Below are 21,397 nucleotides of genomic sequence, written 5' to 3'. Positions count from 1 at the left end.
CCTGCCGGTGGGTTACATCCTTTAGCACACTCTTATCATCAATGAGACGGCGCATTTGGAGTTTGCTTTGGGTGGACAGCTGGAGTAATTCTTCGCCCTTCATACAACGCACTATCCCGCAAAAACTCCCTGGCCAACTGCGCCGCTGCGACTTGGTTATCCCTCACCCTGGCGATTTCCTGCTCATTCAATTTAACGCTGATATCCTGAACAAAAGGCCCGCCAGTCAGAAAAGTCAGATACCAAACCTCACCATCCTGCATCAGCAAATAGGAATACGCCTCTTTGAAAATAACCTTCAACACGTCTCTTCAACCTCTTTCATACAGGCAAAGACCACATCGCTTCCAAGCTTTTCGATATAGCTCGCATGAATCTCCAGATCAGGCTTCGCTGCGTCATATAGGCCAGCGTGATGCAGTAAAGCCAAATAACGCCGTAAGAGTTGCGCCGCCGGGCTGTCATGACTCGAAAAGAGGTTAACCTCCGCCATCCGTCCCCGGTTCTTTTCCGCAAAATAAGAAGACAGATTCGCCAGTAGATGAGAAAGCTTCTCACCCGTCACGTCAAGCCCAGTCATATAAGCCAAAAAGCCTGTTCGAATATCTCACCATTCTCTTCGGACTCACCCACAAAACGACAGACTTGGCCACGGATATTAGCCCCATGCACATGTCCAAAATAATCCGGACTACGCACGAAATACCGACCTTTACCACGGAAAAGTCATCTGTTTCATTGTGATTGATGGCGTACTCAAATGTGTTGGGTTTGCTGGTCAAGATTTATCTCTCATAGCTTCTACACTCAAGTTTCATTTATGAGCGCACCAATCTCTTCTTTTAATTTTTTCAAAAAGAATGTCTTTTCTGTTTTATTGGTTTCCAAAAAAAACATTTCATTAATCGCAGATCTGGCTTTAGAGTATAGATGTTTTGCCTCAAGAGGCTGCATATAGTTCTGTAAAACTCTTTCCTCTTCTTCAGCTATATCAACTTCTACGCTTGTAGGACGTATAGTTAAACGACCTCCTTGAACAGCCATTTGATATCCAAAAAAAGTAATAGTCGCGCGTCCTATCTTAGTGTAGAGAACACCGCCATGCTCCTGAAATACATTCAGTTGTTCCATATCGTTTATCCCCTTTAAAAGATAGAGTAGTGGCCAAATTCTTTTCTGATTATGAGCAAGCTGATCAGTCTATTTTATGCCCAAAAAGCATTCTCCCATGACGTGGAAACTTATTGATTTCAAAATTATTCTTAAACTTTTTTCAGTATAGAAATAATAGCAATCTTGTTTGGCATTAACTCGTCATTAAGCATGTTAGAGCTAGAGACACCTGTCATAGATTCGAAAAGCTCCACGTAGTTTATAAATAAGGTATTATTAAAGAAAATGCTATCACCCTCATTGGGAACAAAGTCGATCTCAGCCTCTAACTGCTTCGAGATAAACTCCACATTCACTTCCTGCCCTTGAAGCACAAATGAGTCTTCCCCGTATAATTTTTCAAGTTCGGACACTTTATCCCTGGCCATCTTTTCGTAGCTGGGCGCAGGTATATCGTTGTAGTCATCAGAGAAAATGCATTCATTATTCTCTAAAATATCTGAAATTCTATCCTTAATAGTCTGGAGCTCATCACCGGACGCCTTACGTTTGAATTCCAAATAGTCCTCAATAAATTCAAGCCTTCCGGAATTTCTCAACGCATCATATGCTTCAATTCTTAAATCATAGTTTAGCTCAACCACCATCTTAGACAGCTCTCTTAGTGCACTTATAGGTGCACAAAAACCGAGCAACCTAATCGCATATTCGTGAAGATCAAACAAATCAGGCGTTTTCAAAATATCCAAAACCAAGTCGACGTGCTTAAAACGTCCCTCTTTAGCTTCTTCAAATACAAAAATAAGCCGAAGCCAGGGGTCACAGTTCACTTCGCTAAGCGCCATTTTAGTGGCTTCAGGCATCGGATATTGATAAGTAGTCCCTTGCTCTAAAGTGAGCCAGCCAGTCCCTATTAACTCAGGCATTTTCATATATATTTCCAGTAATTTAATCAGGGTGCCGCTTCAAAAAACCAATTACTAAATCTGCCTTATTTCAGCTCAACTGTACAAGGATGTACAGCTTTTAACTGCTCACCAAATTCTGACCAGGAAAGAGTAGAATTATTGCAGAATTTATGGACTACTTTAGATACTTACCTTACTGATTAGCGCCGAGCATCACGTATAAATTAAAAAGGACACTCCCATTCAACGACTTATTTCGCCACACATCTTAAAGCTCTGCACTCCTTCATCCCAGCCTAATGACCTAGAGACAGAAAGATACAATACAACTACCAACTTAAACCGCTGTAAGAACCTAAAATAACACTTCCACTTAGTAGTATGGTAACAAAAATTCAGGTCTCTGATTTTTCAGGAGAAGTCTGTTAAAGCTCAATACAGCTAAAGCAGGAGTTCATAATCACCTTATATACAGATCATGAAGCCAGCAAGCATCCGTAGGAGTATGGCTAAAAAATCATTAATCTCTAAGTTACTGAGGACTGCGCCTTCAGTTATCCAGAAGCAGCGCTATCTCAATTTATATTTGCCCCAATAATCTTCGCATATCTCTGTCCCGCCTTATCAGCTCCATAACCACCAAAATACAGCATTAGTCCTCCTTGCTCAGTAATCTCTGCGAAATATTTTATATTCTCACCTTCTCCAACAATCCTAATCTGATCACACAATTCATCTATTGGAGGGCCAAACTCCCTCAGCATTCTGCTTATTTCTTTATACGTTTCATTTTTGTTGTAACACTTTAGACACTCCTCAACAGATTTAACCGAGGATGATATGTGTACACTTTCCGCACAACTTAATATCTCATACTTTACATAGGCTTTCTGACACACTAGCTTTTTGAAGCTATCAGCATAGAACTGACCAATATCACCGCAACTACTATAATGAACAAGACCATTAGATACGTTCATTGCAAGATCGATTCCTGCATGTCCTGCACCAACAATCATCCAATCACCTTCAGGAAAATCCTCAGGAAACTCGTCAATTTCCTCATAAGTTAGAATTAGGTTTTTCACATCCGTAAATGCTGGAATACTACTTAGCAGCCCGCCATCGTTTATTCCAAAAACTTCTAGAAAACTTACATAATCTTCTGGGAGTTTCTTCCCGACAGTATCTTGTAGTTCATTAATTTCTTTATCGCTAGCACCTAGCACCGAATTATCTAGATTTTCATCAATACAGCGATACTTTTCTTTTATTTCATGCGCCCAGCTCATATATTCACCCCTTCATCGCCTTCTTCATATATACTTTTTCATTATATTTATCAGAACATGTATCGCAAGGATTCATTTCCGTACTAATATATTCTTTTATTTCATCCTTATCAGGTCCAGAATACGCATGAGGATTAGCAGTCTTCCCTCTCCACTGAGTTGACATTCCGGTTATCGGGCTATCTATTTCACTGGCAGATACAGCACATTTTGGCTCTGCACAAGCTCCCGGCATATTTCCTCCGTCTATTTGAGCAACACCATCCTCTTCGCCAAGTGTTTTATCACATACACTGTACTTCCCATAACCGTATTTCTTATCCAATACCTGCTGTAACTTTTCTCTATTATTCTGAAATTTTTCTGAGGCCACATTTCCTGACAAACCTACACTGATACGGCCATCTTGATGTGTAAAGACATTAACTGCGGGGCTGCTTTTCTTACTTATCACCCCTTCCATCGACTCTATAACCTTTCTTGCTTCCTCTTGAGCCTCACGTGTTCTTGGGGGGTATTTATATGCCGTTTCTGGTCTCTGGTTAATTTCTGTTTCAGATTTACTGTTTGGACAGTAGTTTCCCGCCACCTCATTAAGGTTAGCCTCACTCCCCAAGCCTTCCTTTTCGAATTCACTTTCATCCATCATGCTAGTACTTCTTCCATTATTGGCTGACTTTTACAGTAGTAATAAAGCGCTTCCAGGCGGCGACTCAAGGAGCCAAAATTTCTATTCTCAAGATAATCAGAGCGAATCCAAGCCAAGGACTTATTGTCCATAAAGTCCCAACCGTATAGCACACAGATATTGAGAAAGAAGAAAGCATCCTGGCGAATGGTGGCTCCTATACTTTGGGCTTGCTTGATCGCAGCCTCAAAGCGCTCAAAAAGCTCATTGTCACTCAAGGGCTGTAGCTTTTTTGTATAACGCCTCTTAAACAGTTTTACCATTCGCCGAACATATGCGTCCGCACTAACTTTGGCCAAAAGATCCCGTTGATCTGGTCTAATTTTCATTCCCAGACCACTAGATTCGGGATGTTTGCTAAGGTCAGTTATGTATAAATCGACCTCTGCTCCTGTGTCATTACTAGTACGCACTTCAAGCTCACTACCCATGCGCCGATACCGACGAGAAAACGAAGGCTCGTCACCCTCCATCCAGAAAACGCCAATATCTCCCATAATTTTGTTTAGCTGCGTCAAATCGCAGGTTGGTAGCAGTGCGCCGAGAAAGCGTGGATCACAATACCTAAAGTACCAGTTCTCGTAATTGGGGCCGCGAACTTTAGCAATTCGCCGAAAATGTCGCACCAGATCAGGCATGGGCTTATTGCTTGCTAAAAACATCCCCCAACTTTTTCCCCATGTTTCTTCAAACAACCAGTTGCTGAAGCTGCCTTCCTGCAGCTCAACTATATAAGGAGATGCAGCTTTTAATTCCTCACCAACCTTTGGCCAAAAAAGAGTGGAACTATCGCAGGAGCTCTGGGTAATCGCAGGATATAGTCCATCATTACTGGCGCAATCAATCAGCGCATAATAATGTCGATAACCAGGACAACACCCTTTGAAGATTGTTAGTGTCGGCTTTTCGTACAAATTCGCATCATTAGTGGACATAAATTATGCGTTTCACTCCTTTAAACTCCTTAACACCTTTTCCAGACAGATCAGCAGACGCCTATATCTAACTTTCTAGCTCCAAATCAAATGCAATATTTTGACACTTCTTTAAAATTTGCGACAATTCTGGGTCTAACTCTTCAAACTCTCTAACGGCGAAGTGCCCAAGAATTATTTTATCTAGCTTACTTTTATCTTTTTCCTTTCCATCAATTATCGTAAGCAAATAATTAAGCTGCCTAGATATACTATGATAAATTTCATAATCCGGCGCTAGCTTAAGCCTTTCTTCATTTATTGCTATAGCTTCGCATAGTGTTTCTTTTTTATTCATCCAACCACCCGCTTTACAGCTCCCTTTATTAGCGCTAGCGGAGATTAGCTTTGTTCGCCTACTGCTATGGCCCAGCGCATACTGCATAATGGTCTAATCACTGACAATTCAGTAATTATCTGTCACAAGCTTTTTATCTACATATCTGATCCTGTTCTGCGGCCCATGGCCTGCACATTCGGTATAGGTTAAAAATACCGCCTTACAAATCATGCAAACATTTATATATGACTCATGGTAAGGGTAAAAATGAATGGCTATTGGAGCATCCTTGCTCCAATAATTTGTACCGTCTGCGTGATATTCGGTATAGCCATTCTTTTTAATTGAGTCTTCTGCGCCTTCAAACTCTGCCACGGCCCTGATACTTTCACTAATGTCTGGAGTAATATTTTCCCAGGAATTTAGATCTTGCTTTCTGCAGCATTCACAGAAGCCAACATCAACTTCCTCTTCTGTAAGCTTGAGAAGTGAAATAATATTCAATTTGAGCAACTTATTCTTCCCACTAGTGGCATGGATAGAGTTCACAATTCATCCAAATACAGCAGTCCTTGTTTCTGGGCGATGTAGGAACATGAGGATTAACCCGCATGCTCCTACAGCATCAATCAGACTCCCGAGAGGTAGTCTTTGAGAATACTATCTACAGCAATGGAGTTATCTCTTTCGATTAGCCCCAGGTATAGCTTAATAAGATGGTCACTATCATCTTGGTGCTTTAAGTTCTGGAAGTATTTTTTTATTGAAACTGCGATATCAGACTCAGTCTGCTTATCAATCTCCACCCCACTCAATAAGCCTTGACGCCTCAACCTAGTTACCTCCGCTAGGTTCGCCAATAGATGCCCAAGATCTTCATAAGTTGGGCTTAGTGAGTCTACAAACTTCTTAAAGTAATAGCTAAATTCATCCGCTTTCCCTGGCCCAGAGTGAATAAATTTATTGACATCTCCAGAAAGGCGCACGCCATAACAATGTTGCCCATCCATTGGATTATGTGAGTAATACGCTCCTTCACCCCTGAAGAAGCTATTAGTCTCACTATTATTAACTGACTTTTGAAATAAGTTTTCTGGCATTTTTGCAACTAATAAAGTTGTTGTCTCTTCCCAGCAAGCCGACAGGGTTGCGGCTGATAAACCGCGCAGCTATGAGGCCATAGCTCAGCGCGGAATGTAACACGGAGCCATAATACTAGTTTATGCAGTCTATAGTCTAAGGCTGGTTAAAAATTAATATTGCATATATTGTTTAGGATTATTCCTGATTTTTTCTGCAAGTAAATCCAAAAAACCTTCATCTCGTTGTACTTGAAAAGCCTCTTCTTTGGATAACAGTACGTCAACCTCAAACATAGCTACTCCACCACATACCACAGATAAGAGCAGGCCATCTTCAGTCCTATATAAGGTATATACCCACTTTTTTTGGGATACTATTTCTTTCATGTTATTTTCTTCTCTGTAAACTTCGACGCAGGAATATTATCCATGACGGCCTCTGACTTACCAGTCGGCAGGTAACCTCCTGGCAGCCATTCATCATTTGCTCCCATCTCTGTACCTTTTGGCATCCTCAGATTAAGTGAAGCAGGATCATCAACAACTATTTGCGTTAACGCTCTCCCTTGCCAAGCGCCCTCAGGAATACCTAGTTCTTTTTCTATAAAGGCGATGTCTCCATCTGCATTTTTAATTAAATTATCCATTTCTTCTTTTGACATTACGAATTGAGAGTTATCAGGCCAACCCAAAATGTCTCTGCCATATTTATCAAGTATTTCTGTAGGGACAATGTATGAAGCGCCACCAGCAAATTTTTGAAGATGTGCATCTATATATGATTGAGGGAGATAAGTTGAAGGGTCAGGGCGCTCGCCTTTTGGCATAGCCTTGACTTTCTTCATTTGCTGATAGCTTTCTGAGGCTGCCGAGCTGCTTGAAAAGTGTCCTTTTGTTCGGCTTTGGAAAGTGTTCCAGCTGTTTTCCTTACAAGTCAACCCAAACGGGTCCACCCACCCCGTAGGATTCGGCGCATATTGATAATTGTTGTCTCCCCCCAATAGTCCAACAGGGTCCTGGTTGATAAACCGTGCGGCGCCGGGGTCGTAGTAGCGGTGCCGGTTGTAGTGCAGGCCGGTTTCTTCGTCGTAGTATTGGCCCTGGAAGCGCAGTGGGTTCTGTACTTCTTCGACGTCTTGCAGCGCCAGGTTTCCGTAGGCTTTGTAGCGGGCGGACCAGACGACTTCGCCTTCCGCATTGGTCATTTCCTGTGGCGTGCCCAAGTGGTCCAGGTGGTAGTGGTAGACCTGTTTGTCCTGAATGAACGCCAGCGGGCGGAAGCTGTTGGGTTCGTAGACGTAGACTTTGTGCAGGTGGTTGCGCTGTTCCGAGAGCAGCACGTCGCCGTTCCAGAGGAACTCGGTCTTGCCGAAGGCGTCCTGTTTGGCGATGCGACGTCCCAGGGCGTCGTATTGGTACTCCGTCTTTTGCCCGTCTTTTTCAATAGCGACCAGTTGGTTCTGTTTGTTGTACTGGTAACGGGTTTCCAGCTTGCCGCCTTTGCCGCGTTTTTCGAGTATCAGGTTGCCGGCGGCGTCATATTCGAAGTGGCGGTCGCCGTGGAAGTTCAGGCGGTTGCCCTTGGCCTGATTCTGGCCGTCGAGAATATTGCCCGCCGGGTCGAAGGCGAATTCTTCGTTGCAATAGCCTTCGACTGTTTTCAAACGATCGAGAGCGTCGTAACGGTAATGGGTGGTTCCTTTTTTCAGGTCGTCGATGAGCGCCAGATTACCGCTGGCGTCATAACCGTAGCTGCGCTCAATGATGCGCGCTTTGCTCTGACGATGGCTGACCCGATGACGGATCAGGCGTCCCATGACGTCGTAGTCGTAGCGGGATTCCGCCGCGCCCTGGCGGCGACGCAATTCGCGCCCGTCCTGGTCCCGTTCGATACTGGCCAATACGTCGCCGTTGTGGCTGACCTGGGTGAACAGACCGTGACGGTCATAGCCAAAGCCAAGGACGCCGCCGTCCGGCAACAGGGACTTGATGCGGGCGCCCAGCGGGTTGTATTCGTGACGCAATCGCTGCCCGTCCTGAACTTCCTCCGCCAGACGTCCCGTGGGCGTATAGGAGAATTCCAAGGTGCGGTAAGGGTTGCTGGCCTGCGTTAATTGTCCGTTGGCGTTGTAGGCGAAGCGGCTGATGTCGCCATCCGGACTGTGCTTTTCACGCAGGCGTCCCATGGGGTCGCGTTTGAACAATGTGGTGTGTTGCGCGCGAATGCGTTCGTCTTCGTGTACGCCTTCGATATGCGCCTTCAGATGGCCCGCCGGGTCATACTGATATTGCTGCACCCGACCGTCGAAGCCGATTTCCTGAATCAAGCGCTCGTTGCGGTCATAGGCCAGTTCATAGCGCTCGCCCTTTTCGTTGATCAGGCCAATCAGGTTGCGTTCTTTATCGTACAGATACTCAAAGGTTTGACCAGCCGGGTCGATGCGTTTGCGCACCTGGGTCAGACCGTCATAAACGTATTCAGTGCAACGGCCGGCGGCGTCGATAAAGTGCGTCAGCTGGTCATTGGCGTTGTAACGCATTTTCAGGACGGAGCCGTCCGGGCGTTTGACTTCGGTGACGTTGCCGTTGCGATCGTACTGATAGGCCGTGGTCTGTCCCTGATGATCGGTGGCGGCGCGGACCTGTCCCTGCGCGTTGTAGGCGTAACGGGTGGTGTGCTGGTTGTCCGTTTCGCTGACCAGTTGGCCTTCCCGGTTCCACTGCAGTTCCCGGGCCTGTCCCAGGGCGTCGATGATCTTTTGCGGCAGGCCCTGGGCGTTGTATTCGTACTGGGTCTGCGCGCCTTCCGGATCAGTGATGCGGGCCAGCAGGCCCTGTTCGTTGTACTCGCGGCGCCAGACATGGCCCAGTGCATTGGTGATCGCCACCGGCATGCCGTCGTCGTTGTAGTCGATCTTGTAATGGCCGCCGTTGGCGTCGATCAGAGCGGTTAACTGGCCGTTGTCATTGTAGGCGTAGTGGGTGCTGTGGCCGTTGGGATCGGTCTGCTCCACCAGATTGCCGGCGTTGTCGTACAGGCGTCGGGTGATGCCGCCCTCTGGATCGATTTCTTTAACGATCTGGCCGCGATCATCATAGTGGAAAGTGGTTCTGCCGCCGTTGCTGTCAATAGCGTGGGATGTCTTGTTGGCCGGGTCCCATTCGAAGCGGTAGTCATAAACGCCCTGGTCGCCCCACTGACGCACACAGCGCGCGGCTTTGTCGTAGCGGCTCCATTCGAAATAGAAACTAAAACCGGTCTTCAGGGTGCGGCGGGTGATAACGTGATTGCGATAGGCGTAGGATTCGCCCGCGCCGGCGGGGTCCCGCACCTGCACCAGATCCTGGGCGTCGTCGTATTCGTACTTGGCCAGGGTGTCCACATCGCCGTCCGCGCGCAGCGACTGGATCTCGCAGATCAGTCCCTGGGCGTTATGCAACACGTACAGGCGTTTACCCCAGCTGGTCTGAATAAGGGTGACCGGTCGCTCGTAGCCGTCCAGGTTCTGCCAGTATTGAATACGCACGCCATTGCCGACGCCATCCAGCAATCCTTCCAGACGGTAAACGCCGCCAGCGCCCACAAACAAGCGGATGGGCTCGCCGCGTTGTTTCAGTACGTAGTGAGTGTCGTCAATCCGACGCAGCTCCAAATGCTCAGCCGAGTTGCGGACGGTCTGGCCGGGTTCCGCCAAAGGAAAATCAATGTAGCGGCCTTCGTTCGTGGTGAAGACCAGACGCCCTTCCTGCTCCTCCAGCTGCTGACACAGCATGTGGGTCCAGCCCACACCCAGACCACGTTGATGGGGATTGGAGGATTTGTAGGTGCGTTTCCAGATAATCGGCAGAGGGCCGGCGACGGTGAAATCGGTCAGATCCAGCAATTCCTCGCCGGTGACCATGCTGATGGGTTCGCCTCTTTTACAGACGTTATCGTTACTTGGCGTCGTAGAACCGTTGTCGTTGCCTCCGGTCTCTTCACTGACGTCACTCTGGTCCGCCTCTGTTGTTTCGGTCTGAGGCTGTGCGGGTGTGTAAGTCTTGGGCGCGGATTGGTGACTCGTAGACTCCCTTGGCTTACTGCTCCAACCTGGGTTGCCATTAAGCGCAGTGACGTCCATGACTTCGCCGGTAATCGCCGGAGGGGGCGGTGGTGCGGGGTTGGCGCGATTAATCAGACGCACGGCCAAAGTCAATTCAGACACATTGGGCTTGAGGCCGTCTTCGCTCTCGCTCACAACAGAGCAAAACGGCTTTTTCTTGTCGGTAAAGACCAACAGGATTTCGCCTCGTTCGAGCCCTTTAACAAAGTCTTCTTTCCACTTACGCAGATGCCGTGAACCGCGGCCGGGAAACCCGCCAAACGATGAGCGAAAGTGACTCCCCTTTAAGTGATTAACGACATCGCCGACTTTGGCGTCTATGTTCAGACAACGCTCGGCATAGCTGGAAGCGAAAAAGGGAGATTCAACAAACGGCAGGTCCGCAACGGTGATGTCAGACCAATGCTTAAATACATAACTGCGAGTGGAATACATTCGGAGTACGTCCTTTGTAAAGCGACACAGCAAGCCAAACGGGCCATGGCGTCATGAAAACGGTTACTGGTAACTGGGGGCGATCAGCGAACATCCTAAAACTAACAACGACACATACCGCCCACTTGCCTTACGACACGTCGCGCCAATCTCCATGAGCTTGATTTACGCGCATACGTAGCCAGTTAAGCGTTAATACTGGGAATTTTCCTTCATTATTCAGGTGGTTATTTCGTGATGTAAGCAACGTTTTTGTGATGATGGCGTCAATTATCTTCTGACTTGCTCTTAAACATCTTCAAGGGATCAGCTAAAGCTTCTGCAATTAGACTCTTAACCCTCCGGTTGCAAAGGCGACTTTTCACCGGTCCCGCGAATTTCGGATCATGCATAACAATACTGATCAACGCAATGTCCGGCGCCCAACCTGCGTCGTTCAATGCCTGGCGGAGTCCGTTAACATGCGCGCCATGCTCTTCCGTCTCGCAACCATTCACCCAGGATTTATAGCAAGGTGGAGAGCCTCCATCGCCGATAGCGGCCACTTCAAACCCAACATCTTCTGTTTGGCCTTTGAACCGGAACATTTTAGGGTTAAAAGCCCATTTTGGTCCGCTCCACATCAGATAAGCCAGTTCCAACAGCCCCTGTTTAGAGACATAGCGTTCTCCATCAAACTCTACAATCAGTCCAGAGTATAAGTGAGCTAACTCAAACATCGCTTTTCTGAGCTGAAAGAAGTCAGGCAAACGATTATGAAACACTGACGGATCAAGAGAGAGTTTAATGGAACTGCCGCTAGGGCCGTCGTACCTGAAACTTTCCAACGGCGCAAATACATCACCCTTTCCGAATACCTGTCTCCATCGCCATGCGCCATTAGAGCTTTCGATAGTCAGCGTCTCAGAAACTGCGTTTACCGCCGCCAACCCCAGCCCTCCTCCCAGCACGTGTACATGGGGAGCATGATCATCCGCCGTCGGTTTATCATGATGGTGGGTGAGATAGCGTTCGACAAGATTGTGGGCGCTATCTTCTACTGGAAATGGAAAGCCCGGGCCGTCATCAATGACTATAATTTCACACTCACTGACATCCACCTTCAATGTCGTCGCCCTACCCGCCAAAAATAAATCCACAACATTTGCGACTAGCTCGTAGATAACATGATTGACGGCATTGTGGTCGATATCGCCAAAGTACATGCCAGGACGTTTTCTCACCGCGTCTTTAAAGGACAACATGCTTCATTCTCCAGTTCCTAACTATCCCTCTTCGCCCAATACATCTGCTTATGCCCTCTATCTTCGTAGTCTTTCACCAGTTTCAAAGCTTCGGATTGAGTCATGTCGCCCTGGATGAAGAAAGTATTGTTGTTATCGTCCTGACGCCAGACTGACCAGTTTGGCGTTGCAGTTTCAAGCAGGCTTGCCGGTTCGAAGGCCAATTGATCTAAAGGACATTCTTTAATGACGAACTGGTCCGTCAGGCCCTGAAATGGCGCTTGGTGAGATAAGTCGGCGACTGCCTGATCGGCTTTAATTCGGGAGGTGAATATTCCGATAAAGCGGGAGAGATTCAAGTCTTGTGAGGGGGAGAAAAACAATGTGTAGACGAGTTGCATGGCTATCGATACCTGCCTGTATGAAGCGTTTCAACAGGCGATAATTGTACCTGAATCCGTCGTTAGAAGCCTTTTAAATCTGATGGTTAAAGCATGGAGGGCATCCCTGCCCTTTCGCGTATTTCCCTTATCGATAATCTTGCTTAGCGCAATTATTCATCAAGCCGCGCGCTGCAGGATTTCCCGGCTGACGTCTATAGTGATTGCGCGATTTTCACCCAGTGCGGTCATGCCGTGTTTTTCCAGCGCGTCCACCAGGGCCGGAACGGCTGTCTCGCCTTCAATGCCAGCATGGGAGAGCCTGGTGGGGATGTCCAAGCTGCTGTAGAGGCGTTCGATGGCTTCGATCGTGGTTTCCGCCAGGTTTTCGTCCTGGGGCAGATTGAAAACAGTGCGCCCCATTTGCTCCAGCTTCGCGCGCTTTTCCGCGATCTGCACGCGCAGCAGCGAGGGCTGCACGATGGCCAGGGTGCGAGCGTGGTCAACGCCATAGAGCGCGGTGATTTCATGACCGATCATGTGAGTCGCCCAATCCTGCGCGACGCCGGCGCCGATCAGTCCGTTCAACGCCTGATTAGCGGTCCACATCAGGTTGTTGCGCCACACATCGTTGTCACGCTGCGGAAACTCTTCCGCCAGACGCACCAAGTTACGCAACAACGCTTCCGCGTAGCCATCCTGCACCCAGGCGTCGCTGTTATGGGACAAGTACTGTTCACAAATATGCACGAATGCATCGACAACGCCGTTGGCGACCTGGCGCTCCGGTAGAGACTTGATCACATCAGGGTCCAACACCGCGACGCGAGGCAGCACCAATGGAGAGCCGAAGGACAGTTTTTCTTTGGTCGCGGCTTTGGTCACAACGGAGCCGCCATTGGACTCTGAACCCGTAGCCGGCAAGGTCAGCACTACGCCCAAAGGCAGCGCGCGGGCAATGGTGTATTTACGGGTGAGAATATCCCAGCCATCGCCGTCATACAGGGTTGCAGCCGCGATATATTTACAGCCGTCAATCACCGAACCGCCGCCTACCGCCAGGATGTAATTCACTTTCTCTTTGCGCGCCAACTCCACGGCTTTATCCAGCGTTTCCACCGTGGGATTGGCTTCTACACCGGAAAACTCCAGCCAGGAATGATCTTTCAGCGCCTCCTTGATTTGATCGTAAACGCCGTTCTTTTTGATGGAGCCGCCACCGTACACCACCAACACCTTCTGATCTGCGTCGATCAATGAGGCTAACTTGGCGATGCGGCCTTGGCCGAACTCAATGCGAGTGCTGTTGGAAAAAGAAAAATTCATACTCACTTCCTTTAGTCGCGATAACTTTACAGGCGCGTCGACACGGAGCGGCGCCGGATTAATTGCGCATACTCATAGAGGGCCTTTCACTATGAGGAAGATAAAAACATCCGCGTCGAATATGGGACAGGAACATACTCCTATCCCACCGGGAAGCAAAGCATCCAACCCTCTGCAAGGGGAAGTTAAACAGAAATAGGCAAGGATTAAACAGAATCGGGATAAACACAAAGGATCAGCGCTGCGCCGGCGACGGTGCGACGCAGCGTTTTAAGAAATGAATAAGTCCAGTTCGCGCACCCGCCAGGATTACGCCACTGCCCCGGATTTTTTCACTGTTGCGAACGCCCTGCGTCGCCCTGTGAAAAACGCGCCCTTCACCCACAAATAAAACAGCGGCACAAAAAATATCGCCAATGCGGTCGCTGTCAGTACGCCGCCGAGGACGCTTGTTCCAATCGCGTTTTGACTCGCTGAGCCGGGACCGGTGGACAGGGCTAGCGGCGCTACGCCTGCGCCGAACGCCAGTGAGGTCATCAGGATGGGGCGCAGGCGTAAACGCGCGCCCTCCACCACTGCGGTCATTGGCGCCATGCCCTGGCGCACCGCCGCTTCAGCGAACTCTACGATCAAAATCGCATTCTTGGCGGACAGTCCGATAGTCGTCAGCAGTCCAACCTGGAAATAGATATCATTGGGCAAACCGCGCCAGTACACCGCCAACAGCGCGCCCAACACACCAAGAGGAATGACCGGCGCCACCGCGCAGGGTATGGTCCAGCTCTCGTATAACGCCGCCAGACACAGGAAGACAAACAGGATCGACGCCAAATACAACAGCGGAGCCTGACCGCTGGCCAGCTTGTCCTGATAGGACAGGCCGCTCCACTCAAAGTTGGTTCCCGGTAAACGCGCCGCCTGCGCTTCGACCTGCGCCATCGCATCGCCAGAGCTGACGCCTTGCGCCGCCGCGCCAAAGACAGGAATGGCGTGCAGTCCGTTATAGCGGCTTAATTCCGTGGGGCCATTGCGCCATTCCGTACCGCTGAAGGCGGTGAATGGCGTCATGGCGCCGCCGGCGCCGCGCACAAACCAGTGACGCAGATCGTCCGGCGACGCACGATAGGGAGCGTCCGCCTGCACCAGCACTTTCTTCACTCTTCCCTGATGCACGAAGTCATTCACGTAATAGCCGCCCCAGGCGACGCTCAGGGTCTGGTTGACATCCTCCAGCGACAGCCCCAAAGCGGAGGCCTTTTCGCGATCAATCTCCACGCGCAGTTGCTGGACATTACGATCAGCGCCGGCGCGAACGTAGGAAAAGCGCTCGCCGTCCTGAAGACGTCGCTCCAGCTCCGCCGCTGCCTCAGCCAGCCCCTCAGCGCCCAGGCCACCCAAATCCTGCAACCAGAGTTCGAAGCCGTTACTGCGCCCCAGACCTTCAATCGGGGGCAGCACCATGCTGTAGGCCTGAGCGTCGCGCAAACGACCAAAAGTGTCCGTTGCGCGATCGGCGATCGCCTGCGCGCTGTTTACCGCGCCCTTCCGTTCAGACCAGTCTTTCAGCGCCACAAACCCCATGCCCGCGTTTTGTCCCGCGCCGTCAAAACTGAAGCCGGACAGGATATACACGGACTCCACATTCGCCTTTTCCTGCTCCATGAAGTGGCGCTCAATCTCTTGCGCCACCTTGGCGGTACGATCATAGGTCGCGCCTGCAGGCAGGTTGAACTGGACCAGAACCGTTCCCTGGTCTTCATCGGGAATAAACGCGGTGGGCAAGCGCCAATACACCAACGCCATCACTGCCACCGCTAACAGGTAAGCGGCGCTGAAACGCAACGGCCGCGACAGCATGAAACCCAGACCGCCGACATAACGATCCTGAACCCTGCTGAAGCCGCGATTCAGGGCGCTGAACACACCGGCGGACGCCTGACCATGACGCAGGAATCTGACGCATAGCGCAGGCGTCAAACAAATCGCCGCCAATGCCGACAACGCCATTGCCGCCACCAGGGTGACGGAGAACTGCCGATAGATCACCCCCACCGATCCGGAAAAAAACGCCATGGGTAGAAAAACCGCCGCCAGCGCCGCCGCCACACCGATCAATACGCCAGTGATCTGGGCCATGGATTTTAGCGTCGCCGCCCGCGCATCCAGTCCTTCTTCACGCATGATGCGCTCAACGTTTTCCACTACGACAATGGCGTCGTCCACTAACAGACCTATCGCCAGCACCATAGCGAACAGGCTGAGCGTATTGACGGAATAGCCTGCGACGGCGAGCACGCCGAATGTTCCCAGCAGCACCACAGGTACTGTAATCGCGGGAATCAAGGTGGCGCGCCAGTTCTGCAGAAAGACGAACATGACCAGCACCACCAGCGCAACCGCTTCCACCAGGGTCAGCAACACCGATTCGATGGATAACTTCACGAAACGAGTGGTGTCTTCCGGGAAAGCGACGTCCACTCCCGGCGGAAAATTAGCGCGCAATTGCGCCACCCTTTGCTTCACCGCCTCGGCGACCTGCAGGGCGTTGGCGCCGGGCGCCAGCATGATCGCCAACCCGGATGCGGGATGCCCGTTAAGCCTGGTAGTTCCGCCGTAGTCTTCGGCGCCTAACTCGACCCGCGCCACATCGCCCAGTCGCACTACTGCGCCATCCCCGTCGGTTTTGATAAGAATGTCGCGAAATTGCTGCGGCGACGTCAGCCGCGACATGGCGGTGACGCTCACGTTTAACTGCTGTCCCGGTCTGGCGGGAAGCGCGCCGAGTTCTCCCACGGAGACTTCTGTATTCTGCGTCGCAATGGCGTCGATGACGTCCTGTGGCATCAACCGATAGCTGTTGAGTTTGTGCGGGTCCAGCCAGATTCGCATGGCGTAGGAGGAGCCAAAATTCTGCACTGATCCCACGCCGTCGACCCGGCTCAAAGGATCTTGCAGACTGCCCGCCAGCCAGTCGGAAATATCCGTGTCGCTGAGGCGGTCGCTGGCGTCATAGAACGCCAGAATCATCAGAAAGTTGTTCTGGGACTTATTGACGGTCAGTCCCTGTTGCTGCACCGGCGCCGGCAAACGCCCCGACGCCTGCGCCGCTTTATTCTGCACTTGCACCTGGGCGATGTCCGCATCGGTCCCATGTCGGAAAGTGAGCATGACTTCCGCCGCGCCGGATGAACTGCTGCGGGAACTGAAATACATCAGGTTATCCAGCCCTTTCAGTTCCTGCTCAAGAATCTGCGTGACGCTGTTTTCCACCACTTCAGCGGACGCGCCCGGATAGTTGGCGGAGATCATAATCGTCGGCGGCGCAATATCCGGATATTGCGACACCGGCATGGACATTAGACCCAGCGCGCCAGACAACATCACCACGATCGCCACCACCCAGGAAAACACCGGGCGGTTAACAAAGAATTCAGCCAAGTTCCGGCGGCGCAGGTCATCAGCCTGTACAGAGTCATTCATTAGTTCGCGCCTGTTACTGAAGGGTCGCCGCAGCGAGATCAACGGAAAGCTCGGTGGCTCTCACCAACTCGCCGGGGAAAGCGTTCAAGAGACCTTCCACAATCACCCTGTCGCCGGGCTTTAAGCCTGCGCCGACAATCCAGTGACATTCCTGCGCGCCCAGGATATGCAGGAGGCGTTCTTCCACAACCTCTTCCGCCGTCACCACCATCGCCATGGCTTCGCCGCGGGCGTTATGCGTTACGGCTTGTTGCGGCGTGAGATAAACATCCGAATGCACGCCCCGCGTCAGCTCCGCCCGCACGAACATCCCAGGCAGCAGCAGTCCATCGGGATTGGGAAACTCCGCACGCAAGGTCACCGAACCGGTCTGCTCGTTCACACTGACTTCCGTCAAACGCAGAACGCCTGGGTGAGGATAGTCGGAGCCATCTTCCAGTTTCAGCCTGACTTCTTCGGCTGTATGAGAGTCAGACTGCTGCGAAAGAGCCCGGCGCAAGGAAAGCAACTCGCGACTGGATTGCGTCAAGTCCACATAGATCGGGTCCAGTTGCTGCACCAACGCCAACGGCGCGCTCTGCCCTTCCGTCACCAAAGCGCCTTCGCTGACCGCAGAACGACCAATACGTCCCGCGATGGGCGCGGCGATCTCCGTGCGTTGCAAATCCACGGTCGCGAGTTGCAGCGCCGCCTGCGCCGCTTGCACCGAGGCTTGCGCCTGCCGATAGTCGCCCTGAATGTCTTCATGATCCTGCCGGCTCACGCTTTTATTGGCGGCCAGCTCGGCATAACGCCGACTCTTTGCGCTCAGGCTGTCCAGCCGCGCCTGGGCTGTCGCCAGATTAGCCTGCGCCTGATCGAACAGGGCCTGATAGCGATCGGATTCAATGCGATACAACGCCTGCCCCGAGTCCACCAATGCGCCCTCGGTAAACAGACGGTGATCGATAACGCCATTGACCTGTGGGCGCACCTCCGCGGAGCGATAGGCGACCGTCCGCCCTGATAATTCCGTCCGAATTGGCGCGTCCTGAGGCGACAGCGTCACCACGCCGACTTCTGGCGGTGGCGGCGGAGCTGTGACAGGACTTTCCTGTTCGTCGCATCCGGTCAGGAACAGGGGAAGCATCAGGTGGCGTAACAAGTGGAGTAATAGGTGGCGTAGAAAATAGCGAATTTTTTCCATGATGACTGCGTTCGACACTTCCTGAATCGGGAAAGACGGCCTCGGCGACGCGCTTCCAAAGAATTGATGATGATCAACAAACACTTAATGATAATAGTTATCATTTGCGTTACCATTATATGAGTTCTGACCGCCATCCTGTCAACGCGTTATTAACATGGCAATGATATTGGAATGTTAATAACCAGGCGCATGGACGCGCCTGCGCGGCGACAAGCCGCGGGAGACAGGGCCTGACATGTGCAGGCCCTGTCGTTGCAGACAAATAGAAGGACGCTATTTGTCTGCCTGATTAATAGCGCCGCTTTTCGTCAACAATCGCGTAAAGCCGTAGCCAGCGCGACTTAGGGCCCAATCATTCACTCAAGGGGTAGAGATATCACGATGCCGCACAATCGCTTTTTGTTTCTTTTCCTGACGCTGTGCGCCAGTTTGCTGACCGCCTGCGGCGCAGACAGAGACGCCACTTCCAACACATCAACACAGGCCGCGCCCGCCCTCACCGTTCAAAACGCGTCGACCTGGCCGAGAACGCTGTCCACACCGCAAGGCGACCTCACCATAGCGCGCGCGCCGCAGCGCATTGTTTCCACCAGCGTGACGCTGACTGGCGTTCTGTTGGCCATTGACGCCCCCGTGGTGGCCAGCGGAGCCTCCTCGCCCAACACCGAGGTCGCCGACGAGCAGGGCTTTTTCCGGCAATGGGGCGATATCGCCCGCCGGCGCGGCGTACGTCCGATTTATCAGGGCGCTCCGGACGCCGAGGCCATCATCGCGGCGGAGCCGGATTTGATTGTCATGGCGGGAACCGGCGGGGACTCCGCCCTCGCTCTTTACGAGCAACTCAGTTTGTTCGCGCCGGTGTTAGTGCTCAACTACGACGATAAAAGCTGGCAACAGCTGGCCTCTCTCCTGGGCGCCGCCACAGGCCGCGAGCAACAGGCGCAGTCGGTAATCGATGAATTCAACGCCAGGGTCGCTGATGTGAAAGCGCGCATCCAGCTGCCACCGCAGCCGGTCTCTGCGCTGGTGTATTACGAAGACGGCTCCGGCGCCAACCTGTGGACGCCGGATTCTGCGCAAGGCCAGCTATTGCAGGCGCTGGGCTTCGAAGTCGCCACGCCACCCTCCCATGTTCAGGGCGGCACTCGCCAGGGCGTGCGTAAAGACATCGTGCAGCTCGCCGGAGAGAACCTTTCCGACGGCTTACAGGGACGCACCATGCTGCTGTTCTCCGCCAATGAAGATCGGGTTCGGCAAATCAGCCAGGATAAATTTCTCGCCCATACGCCCGCTATCCAGAGCAACCGGGTGTACGCTGTGGGGCTGGATACTTTTCGTCTGGACTATTACAGCGCCAGCAATCTCTTGCAGCGACTGACGGACCTGTTTCCTGAAACGCCTGCTGCGGTCGCCGACGCCAATACGTCGTTTATCACGCATCCTTGAGAGCCAACCGGGTTTACCTTCTCTACCCACTGCGCCTGAATCATCACTGAGCGCAGTGGGTCGTTCCGGCATTAGGCCGGTTCTTCGTTTTCTGCGACAAAGCCCGCCATAGGTTCGGTTTCTTCTGCAGGCTCACCGGACTGCATTTTCCGCAAGGAGCCGAACCCCAAGGTCATCGCCGCCCCCGCCATTGCTACTGCGACGCCGAAGGAAAAGACGCCCAGCACCGGCGTCACCGCCCGCGCCAACGCCCCCAGTCCAACCGCGCCGACGCCATCGCCCACCACATCCTGAGCGCTCCACAGGCTGTTCACCCGCCCCAGCAACCGATCTGGCGTATGGCTTTGCACCAGCATGAACTGTAATAGAGACGTGATAGAGCCGAGATAGCCGACCAGCGCCAACGCCACTAGCGCCAGCCAGATATGGCTCACTACGCCAAGGGACGCCACCGCCAGCGCTGAAGCGGTCATCGCCCCCAGCATCAACGCGCCGGGACGCCGCCAGCCGCCGACCCAGCCGCTGGTGAAGGCGCCGAGCATGGCGCCCAGAGGCACGGCTGAGAACATCAGACCCACTTCAAAGGCGCCTCCGCCATAGCCTTCTTCAGCCAGCGCCGGAAACAGCACGCGAATAGCGCTCAGCACGGTTTGCGCCGTACCCACGACGATCACCGCCCCGACTATTTTGTGGCTGCAGAGAAATTGAAAGCCTTCCAATAACGCCTGCAGAGGATGCCCTGGCGAGTGATCCCCGGGTTTCAAGGACGGCAGCCGCACCAGAGGCAGCAAGGTCGCCACAGTGCCAACGCCCGCCAGCAGATAGTTCCAGCTCACATCGGCGGAGACGATAATCAGGCCGCCCACCGCTGGAGACATCACCGCGCCAAAGCGCACGGTCAGCATACTCAACGCCCCGGCGGCGGCCAGATTTTCACGCCCCACCAGGGTCGGAATCGACGCCATCAGCGCGGTGATGCCCATGGCGCCGAAAAAGCCGTCCCAGGCGGAAACGATATATAACGCCAGCAGCGACGGCTCCGCCACGAAACTGTTTAACGCCAGGGCGAGAAAGCCGGCGCCACACAAAAAGCGCGCAGTCAGAATCAACTTGCGACGGTCGAAGCGATCCGCCAATACCCCGCCGCACATCAGACCGACAAACATGCCGACGCTGTCCAGAGCCATGGCGAAACCGACCTGCAGCGTGGAGCCGGTAAGCTCGTGTATCTGCACTGGAACGGCGACGGTGAGAATGCCAAGGGCGAATACCGACATCATTCGCGCGACGAAAACAGCGCGAAAGTGCGAGTTGTTTTTGAGCAGACTGAAGTCCACAAAGATAGATGATTTGCTCATTACACCAGCCAAAGAAGTGATGAATAGAAGTGATTTCCCTGCCTCTATTCGCAGGATTGCGCAGGAATGGTTTTACCCGTTAGCGCAGCATGATAGTATACCAATCGTTAATACAAATCA

19 protein-coding genes are annotated in these 21,397 nt (G+C 51.9%); 1 reads left to right on the top strand and 18 read right to left on the bottom strand.

All coding sequences use genetic code 11. From position 1 onward, the window contains the following. Positions 1-38 precede the first annotated feature (38 nt). The 17 genes from EUZ85_RS16120 to EUZ85_RS16040 all read right to left on the bottom strand — a co-directional run bounded on the left by EUZ85_RS16120 (position 39) and on the right by EUZ85_RS16040 (position 18,470). The gene (locus tag EUZ85_RS16120; RefSeq protein WP_241567056.1) at positions 39-305 is read right to left on the bottom strand and encodes a hypothetical protein; all 267 of its coding nucleotides are present in this window, start codon (positions 303-305) and stop codon (positions 39-41) included. Next, positions 299-580: a hypothetical protein gene (locus tag EUZ85_RS16115; protein ID WP_127970250.1), complete on the bottom strand. Its 282-nt coding sequence runs from the start codon at positions 578-580 to the stop codon at positions 299-301. Before EUZ85_RS16115 ends, EUZ85_RS16120 begins: the two co-directional genes overlap by 7 nt. A gap of 227 nt (positions 581-807) precedes the next feature. Next, positions 808-1,131, bottom strand: coding sequence for a hypothetical protein (locus EUZ85_RS16110; RefSeq protein ID WP_127970249.1), 324 nt, complete (start codon positions 1,129-1,131; stop codon positions 808-810). Between the two features lie 131 nt (positions 1,132-1,262). Continuing rightward, entirely contained in the window at positions 1,263-2,045 is a 783-nt protein-coding gene (locus EUZ85_RS16105) for a hypothetical protein (protein WP_127970248.1), read from the bottom strand. Between the two features lie 551 nt (positions 2,046-2,596). Next, entirely contained in the window at positions 2,597-3,313 is a 717-nt protein-coding gene (locus tag EUZ85_RS16100) for an SMI1/KNR4 family protein (protein ID WP_127970247.1), read from the bottom strand. Positions 3,314-3,317: 4 nt separating this feature from the next. Further along, positions 3,318-3,962, bottom strand: a complete 645-nt coding sequence (locus EUZ85_RS16095; protein WP_127970246.1) for a hypothetical protein — start codon at positions 3,960-3,962, stop codon at positions 3,318-3,320. Then, positions 3,959-4,936, bottom strand: coding sequence for a DUF4123 domain-containing protein (locus EUZ85_RS16090; RefSeq protein WP_127970245.1), 978 nt, complete (start codon positions 4,934-4,936; stop codon positions 3,959-3,961). Before EUZ85_RS16090 ends, EUZ85_RS16095 begins: the two co-directional genes overlap by 4 nt. Positions 4,937-5,003: 67 nt before the next feature. Then, complete coding sequence (locus EUZ85_RS16085; RefSeq protein WP_127970244.1) at positions 5,004-5,273, bottom strand: immunity protein Tsi6 family protein; 270 nt, start codon at positions 5,271-5,273, stop codon at positions 5,004-5,006. 108 nt (positions 5,274-5,381) lie between these two features. After that, positions 5,382-5,804: a hypothetical protein gene (locus EUZ85_RS16080; protein WP_127970243.1), complete on the bottom strand. Its 423-nt coding sequence runs from the start codon at positions 5,802-5,804 to the stop codon at positions 5,382-5,384. 80 nt (positions 5,805-5,884) lie between these two features. Beyond that, the gene (locus tag EUZ85_RS16075; protein WP_127970242.1) at positions 5,885-6,355 is read right to left on the bottom strand and encodes a hypothetical protein; all 471 of its coding nucleotides are present in this window, start codon (positions 6,353-6,355) and stop codon (positions 5,885-5,887) included. A gap of 153 nt (positions 6,356-6,508) precedes the next feature. Further along, positions 6,509-6,724: a hypothetical protein gene (locus EUZ85_RS16070; RefSeq protein ID WP_127970241.1), complete on the bottom strand. Its 216-nt coding sequence runs from the start codon at positions 6,722-6,724 to the stop codon at positions 6,509-6,511. Further along, positions 6,721-10,875: an RHS repeat-associated core domain-containing protein gene (locus EUZ85_RS16065; protein WP_241567055.1), complete on the bottom strand. Its 4,155-nt coding sequence runs from the start codon at positions 10,873-10,875 to the stop codon at positions 6,721-6,723. The genes EUZ85_RS16070 and EUZ85_RS16065 overlap by 4 nt, the downstream gene beginning before the upstream one ends. A gap of 266 nt (positions 10,876-11,141) precedes the next feature. Continuing rightward, positions 11,142-12,119: an ATP-binding protein gene (locus tag EUZ85_RS16060; protein ID WP_127970240.1), complete on the bottom strand. Its 978-nt coding sequence runs from the start codon at positions 12,117-12,119 to the stop codon at positions 11,142-11,144. A 17-nt stretch (positions 12,120-12,136) separates the two neighbouring features. Beyond that, complete coding sequence (locus EUZ85_RS16055) at positions 12,137-12,499, bottom strand: hypothetical protein (RefSeq protein WP_127970239.1); 363 nt, start codon at positions 12,497-12,499, stop codon at positions 12,137-12,139. A 159-nt stretch (positions 12,500-12,658) separates the two neighbouring features. Beyond that, positions 12,659-13,804: an iron-containing alcohol dehydrogenase gene (locus EUZ85_RS16050; RefSeq protein WP_127970238.1), complete on the bottom strand. Its 1,146-nt coding sequence runs from the start codon at positions 13,802-13,804 to the stop codon at positions 12,659-12,661. Between the two features lie 309 nt (positions 13,805-14,113). Further along, positions 14,114-17,284, bottom strand: coding sequence for an efflux RND transporter permease subunit (locus EUZ85_RS16045; RefSeq protein WP_127970237.1), 3,171 nt, complete (start codon positions 17,282-17,284; stop codon positions 14,114-14,116). 13 nt (positions 17,285-17,297) lie between these two features. Beyond that, positions 17,298-18,470: an efflux RND transporter periplasmic adaptor subunit gene (locus EUZ85_RS16040; protein WP_127970236.1), complete on the bottom strand. Its 1,173-nt coding sequence runs from the start codon at positions 18,468-18,470 to the stop codon at positions 17,298-17,300. A 384-nt stretch (positions 18,471-18,854) separates the two neighbouring features. On the opposite strand from EUZ85_RS16040, the gene fepB reads away from it, so the two are divergent. Next, positions 18,855-19,919 carry a Fe2+-enterobactin ABC transporter substrate-binding protein gene (gene fepB, locus EUZ85_RS16035; RefSeq protein ID WP_127970235.1) on the top strand — a complete coding sequence of 355 codons (1,065 nt, stop codon included), beginning with the start codon at positions 18,855-18,857 and terminating at the stop codon, positions 19,917-19,919. Between the two features lie 71 nt (positions 19,920-19,990). On the opposite strand, the gene entS is transcribed toward fepB, so the two are convergent. Continuing rightward, positions 19,991-21,277, bottom strand: a complete 1,287-nt coding sequence (gene entS / locus EUZ85_RS16030; protein ID WP_127970234.1) for an enterobactin transporter EntS — start codon at positions 21,275-21,277, stop codon at positions 19,991-19,993. Positions 21,278-21,397 lie beyond the last annotated feature (120 nt).

This window comes from Hahella sp. KA22 (genome assembly GCF_004135205.1).
Taxonomy (GTDB): Bacteria; Pseudomonadota; Gammaproteobacteria; order Pseudomonadales; family Oleiphilaceae; genus Hahella.
Note: the sequence above shows the minus strand (reverse complement) of the source record. Positions and strands in the feature narration are given on the sequence as shown.

Bases quoted from the DNA above. Each gene is read 5' to 3' on its own strand.
- EUZ85_RS16090 (WP_127970245.1), bottom strand. From the start codon at position 4,936: ATGTCCACTAATGATGCGAATTTGTACGAAAAGCCGACACTAACAATC.
- EUZ85_RS16110 (WP_127970249.1), bottom strand. From the start codon at position 1,131: ATGGAACAACTGAATGTATTTCAGGAGCATGGCGGTGTTCTCTACACT.
- EUZ85_RS16070 (WP_127970241.1), bottom strand. From the start codon at position 6,724: ATGAAAGAAATAGTATCCCAAAAAAAGTGGGTATATACCTTATATAGG.
- EUZ85_RS16115 (WP_127970250.1), bottom strand. From the start codon at position 580: ATGACTGGGCTTGACGTGACGGGTGAGAAGCTTTCTCATCTACTGGCG.
- EUZ85_RS16095 (WP_127970246.1), bottom strand. From the start codon at position 3,962: ATGATGGATGAAAGTGAATTCGAAAAGGAAGGCTTGGGGAGTGAGGCT.
- EUZ85_RS16055 (WP_127970239.1), bottom strand. From the start codon at position 12,499: ATGCAACTCGTCTACACATTGTTTTTCTCCCCCTCACAAGACTTGAAT.
- EUZ85_RS16045 (WP_127970237.1), bottom strand. From the start codon at position 17,284: ATGAATGACTCTGTACAGGCTGATGACCTGCGCCGCCGGAACTTGGCT.
- EUZ85_RS16065 (WP_241567055.1), bottom strand. From the start codon at position 10,875: ATGTATTCCACTCGCAGTTATGTATTTAAGCATTGGTCTGACATCACC.
- EUZ85_RS16050 (WP_127970238.1), bottom strand. From the start codon at position 13,804: ATGAATTTTTCTTTTTCCAACAGCACTCGCATTGAGTTCGGCCAAGGC.
- EUZ85_RS16075 (WP_127970242.1), bottom strand. From the start codon at position 6,355: ATGCCAGAAAACTTATTTCAAAAGTCAGTTAATAATAGTGAGACTAAT.
- EUZ85_RS16060 (WP_127970240.1), bottom strand. From the start codon at position 12,119: ATGTTGTCCTTTAAAGACGCGGTGAGAAAACGTCCTGGCATGTACTTT.
- entS (WP_127970234.1), bottom strand. From the start codon at position 21,277: ATGAGCAAATCATCTATCTTTGTGGACTTCAGTCTGCTCAAAAACAAC.
- EUZ85_RS16100 (WP_127970247.1), bottom strand. From the start codon at position 3,313: ATGAGCTGGGCGCATGAAATAAAAGAAAAGTATCGCTGTATTGATGAA.
- EUZ85_RS16085 (WP_127970244.1), bottom strand. From the start codon at position 5,273: ATGAATAAAAAAGAAACACTATGCGAAGCTATAGCAATAAATGAAGAA.
- EUZ85_RS16105 (WP_127970248.1), bottom strand. From the start codon at position 2,045: ATGAAAATGCCTGAGTTAATAGGGACTGGCTGGCTCACTTTAGAGCAA.
- EUZ85_RS16040 (WP_127970236.1), bottom strand. From the start codon at position 18,470: ATGGAAAAAATTCGCTATTTTCTACGCCACCTATTACTCCACTTGTTA.
- fepB (WP_127970235.1), top strand. From the start codon at position 18,855: ATGCCGCACAATCGCTTTTTGTTTCTTTTCCTGACGCTGTGCGCCAGT.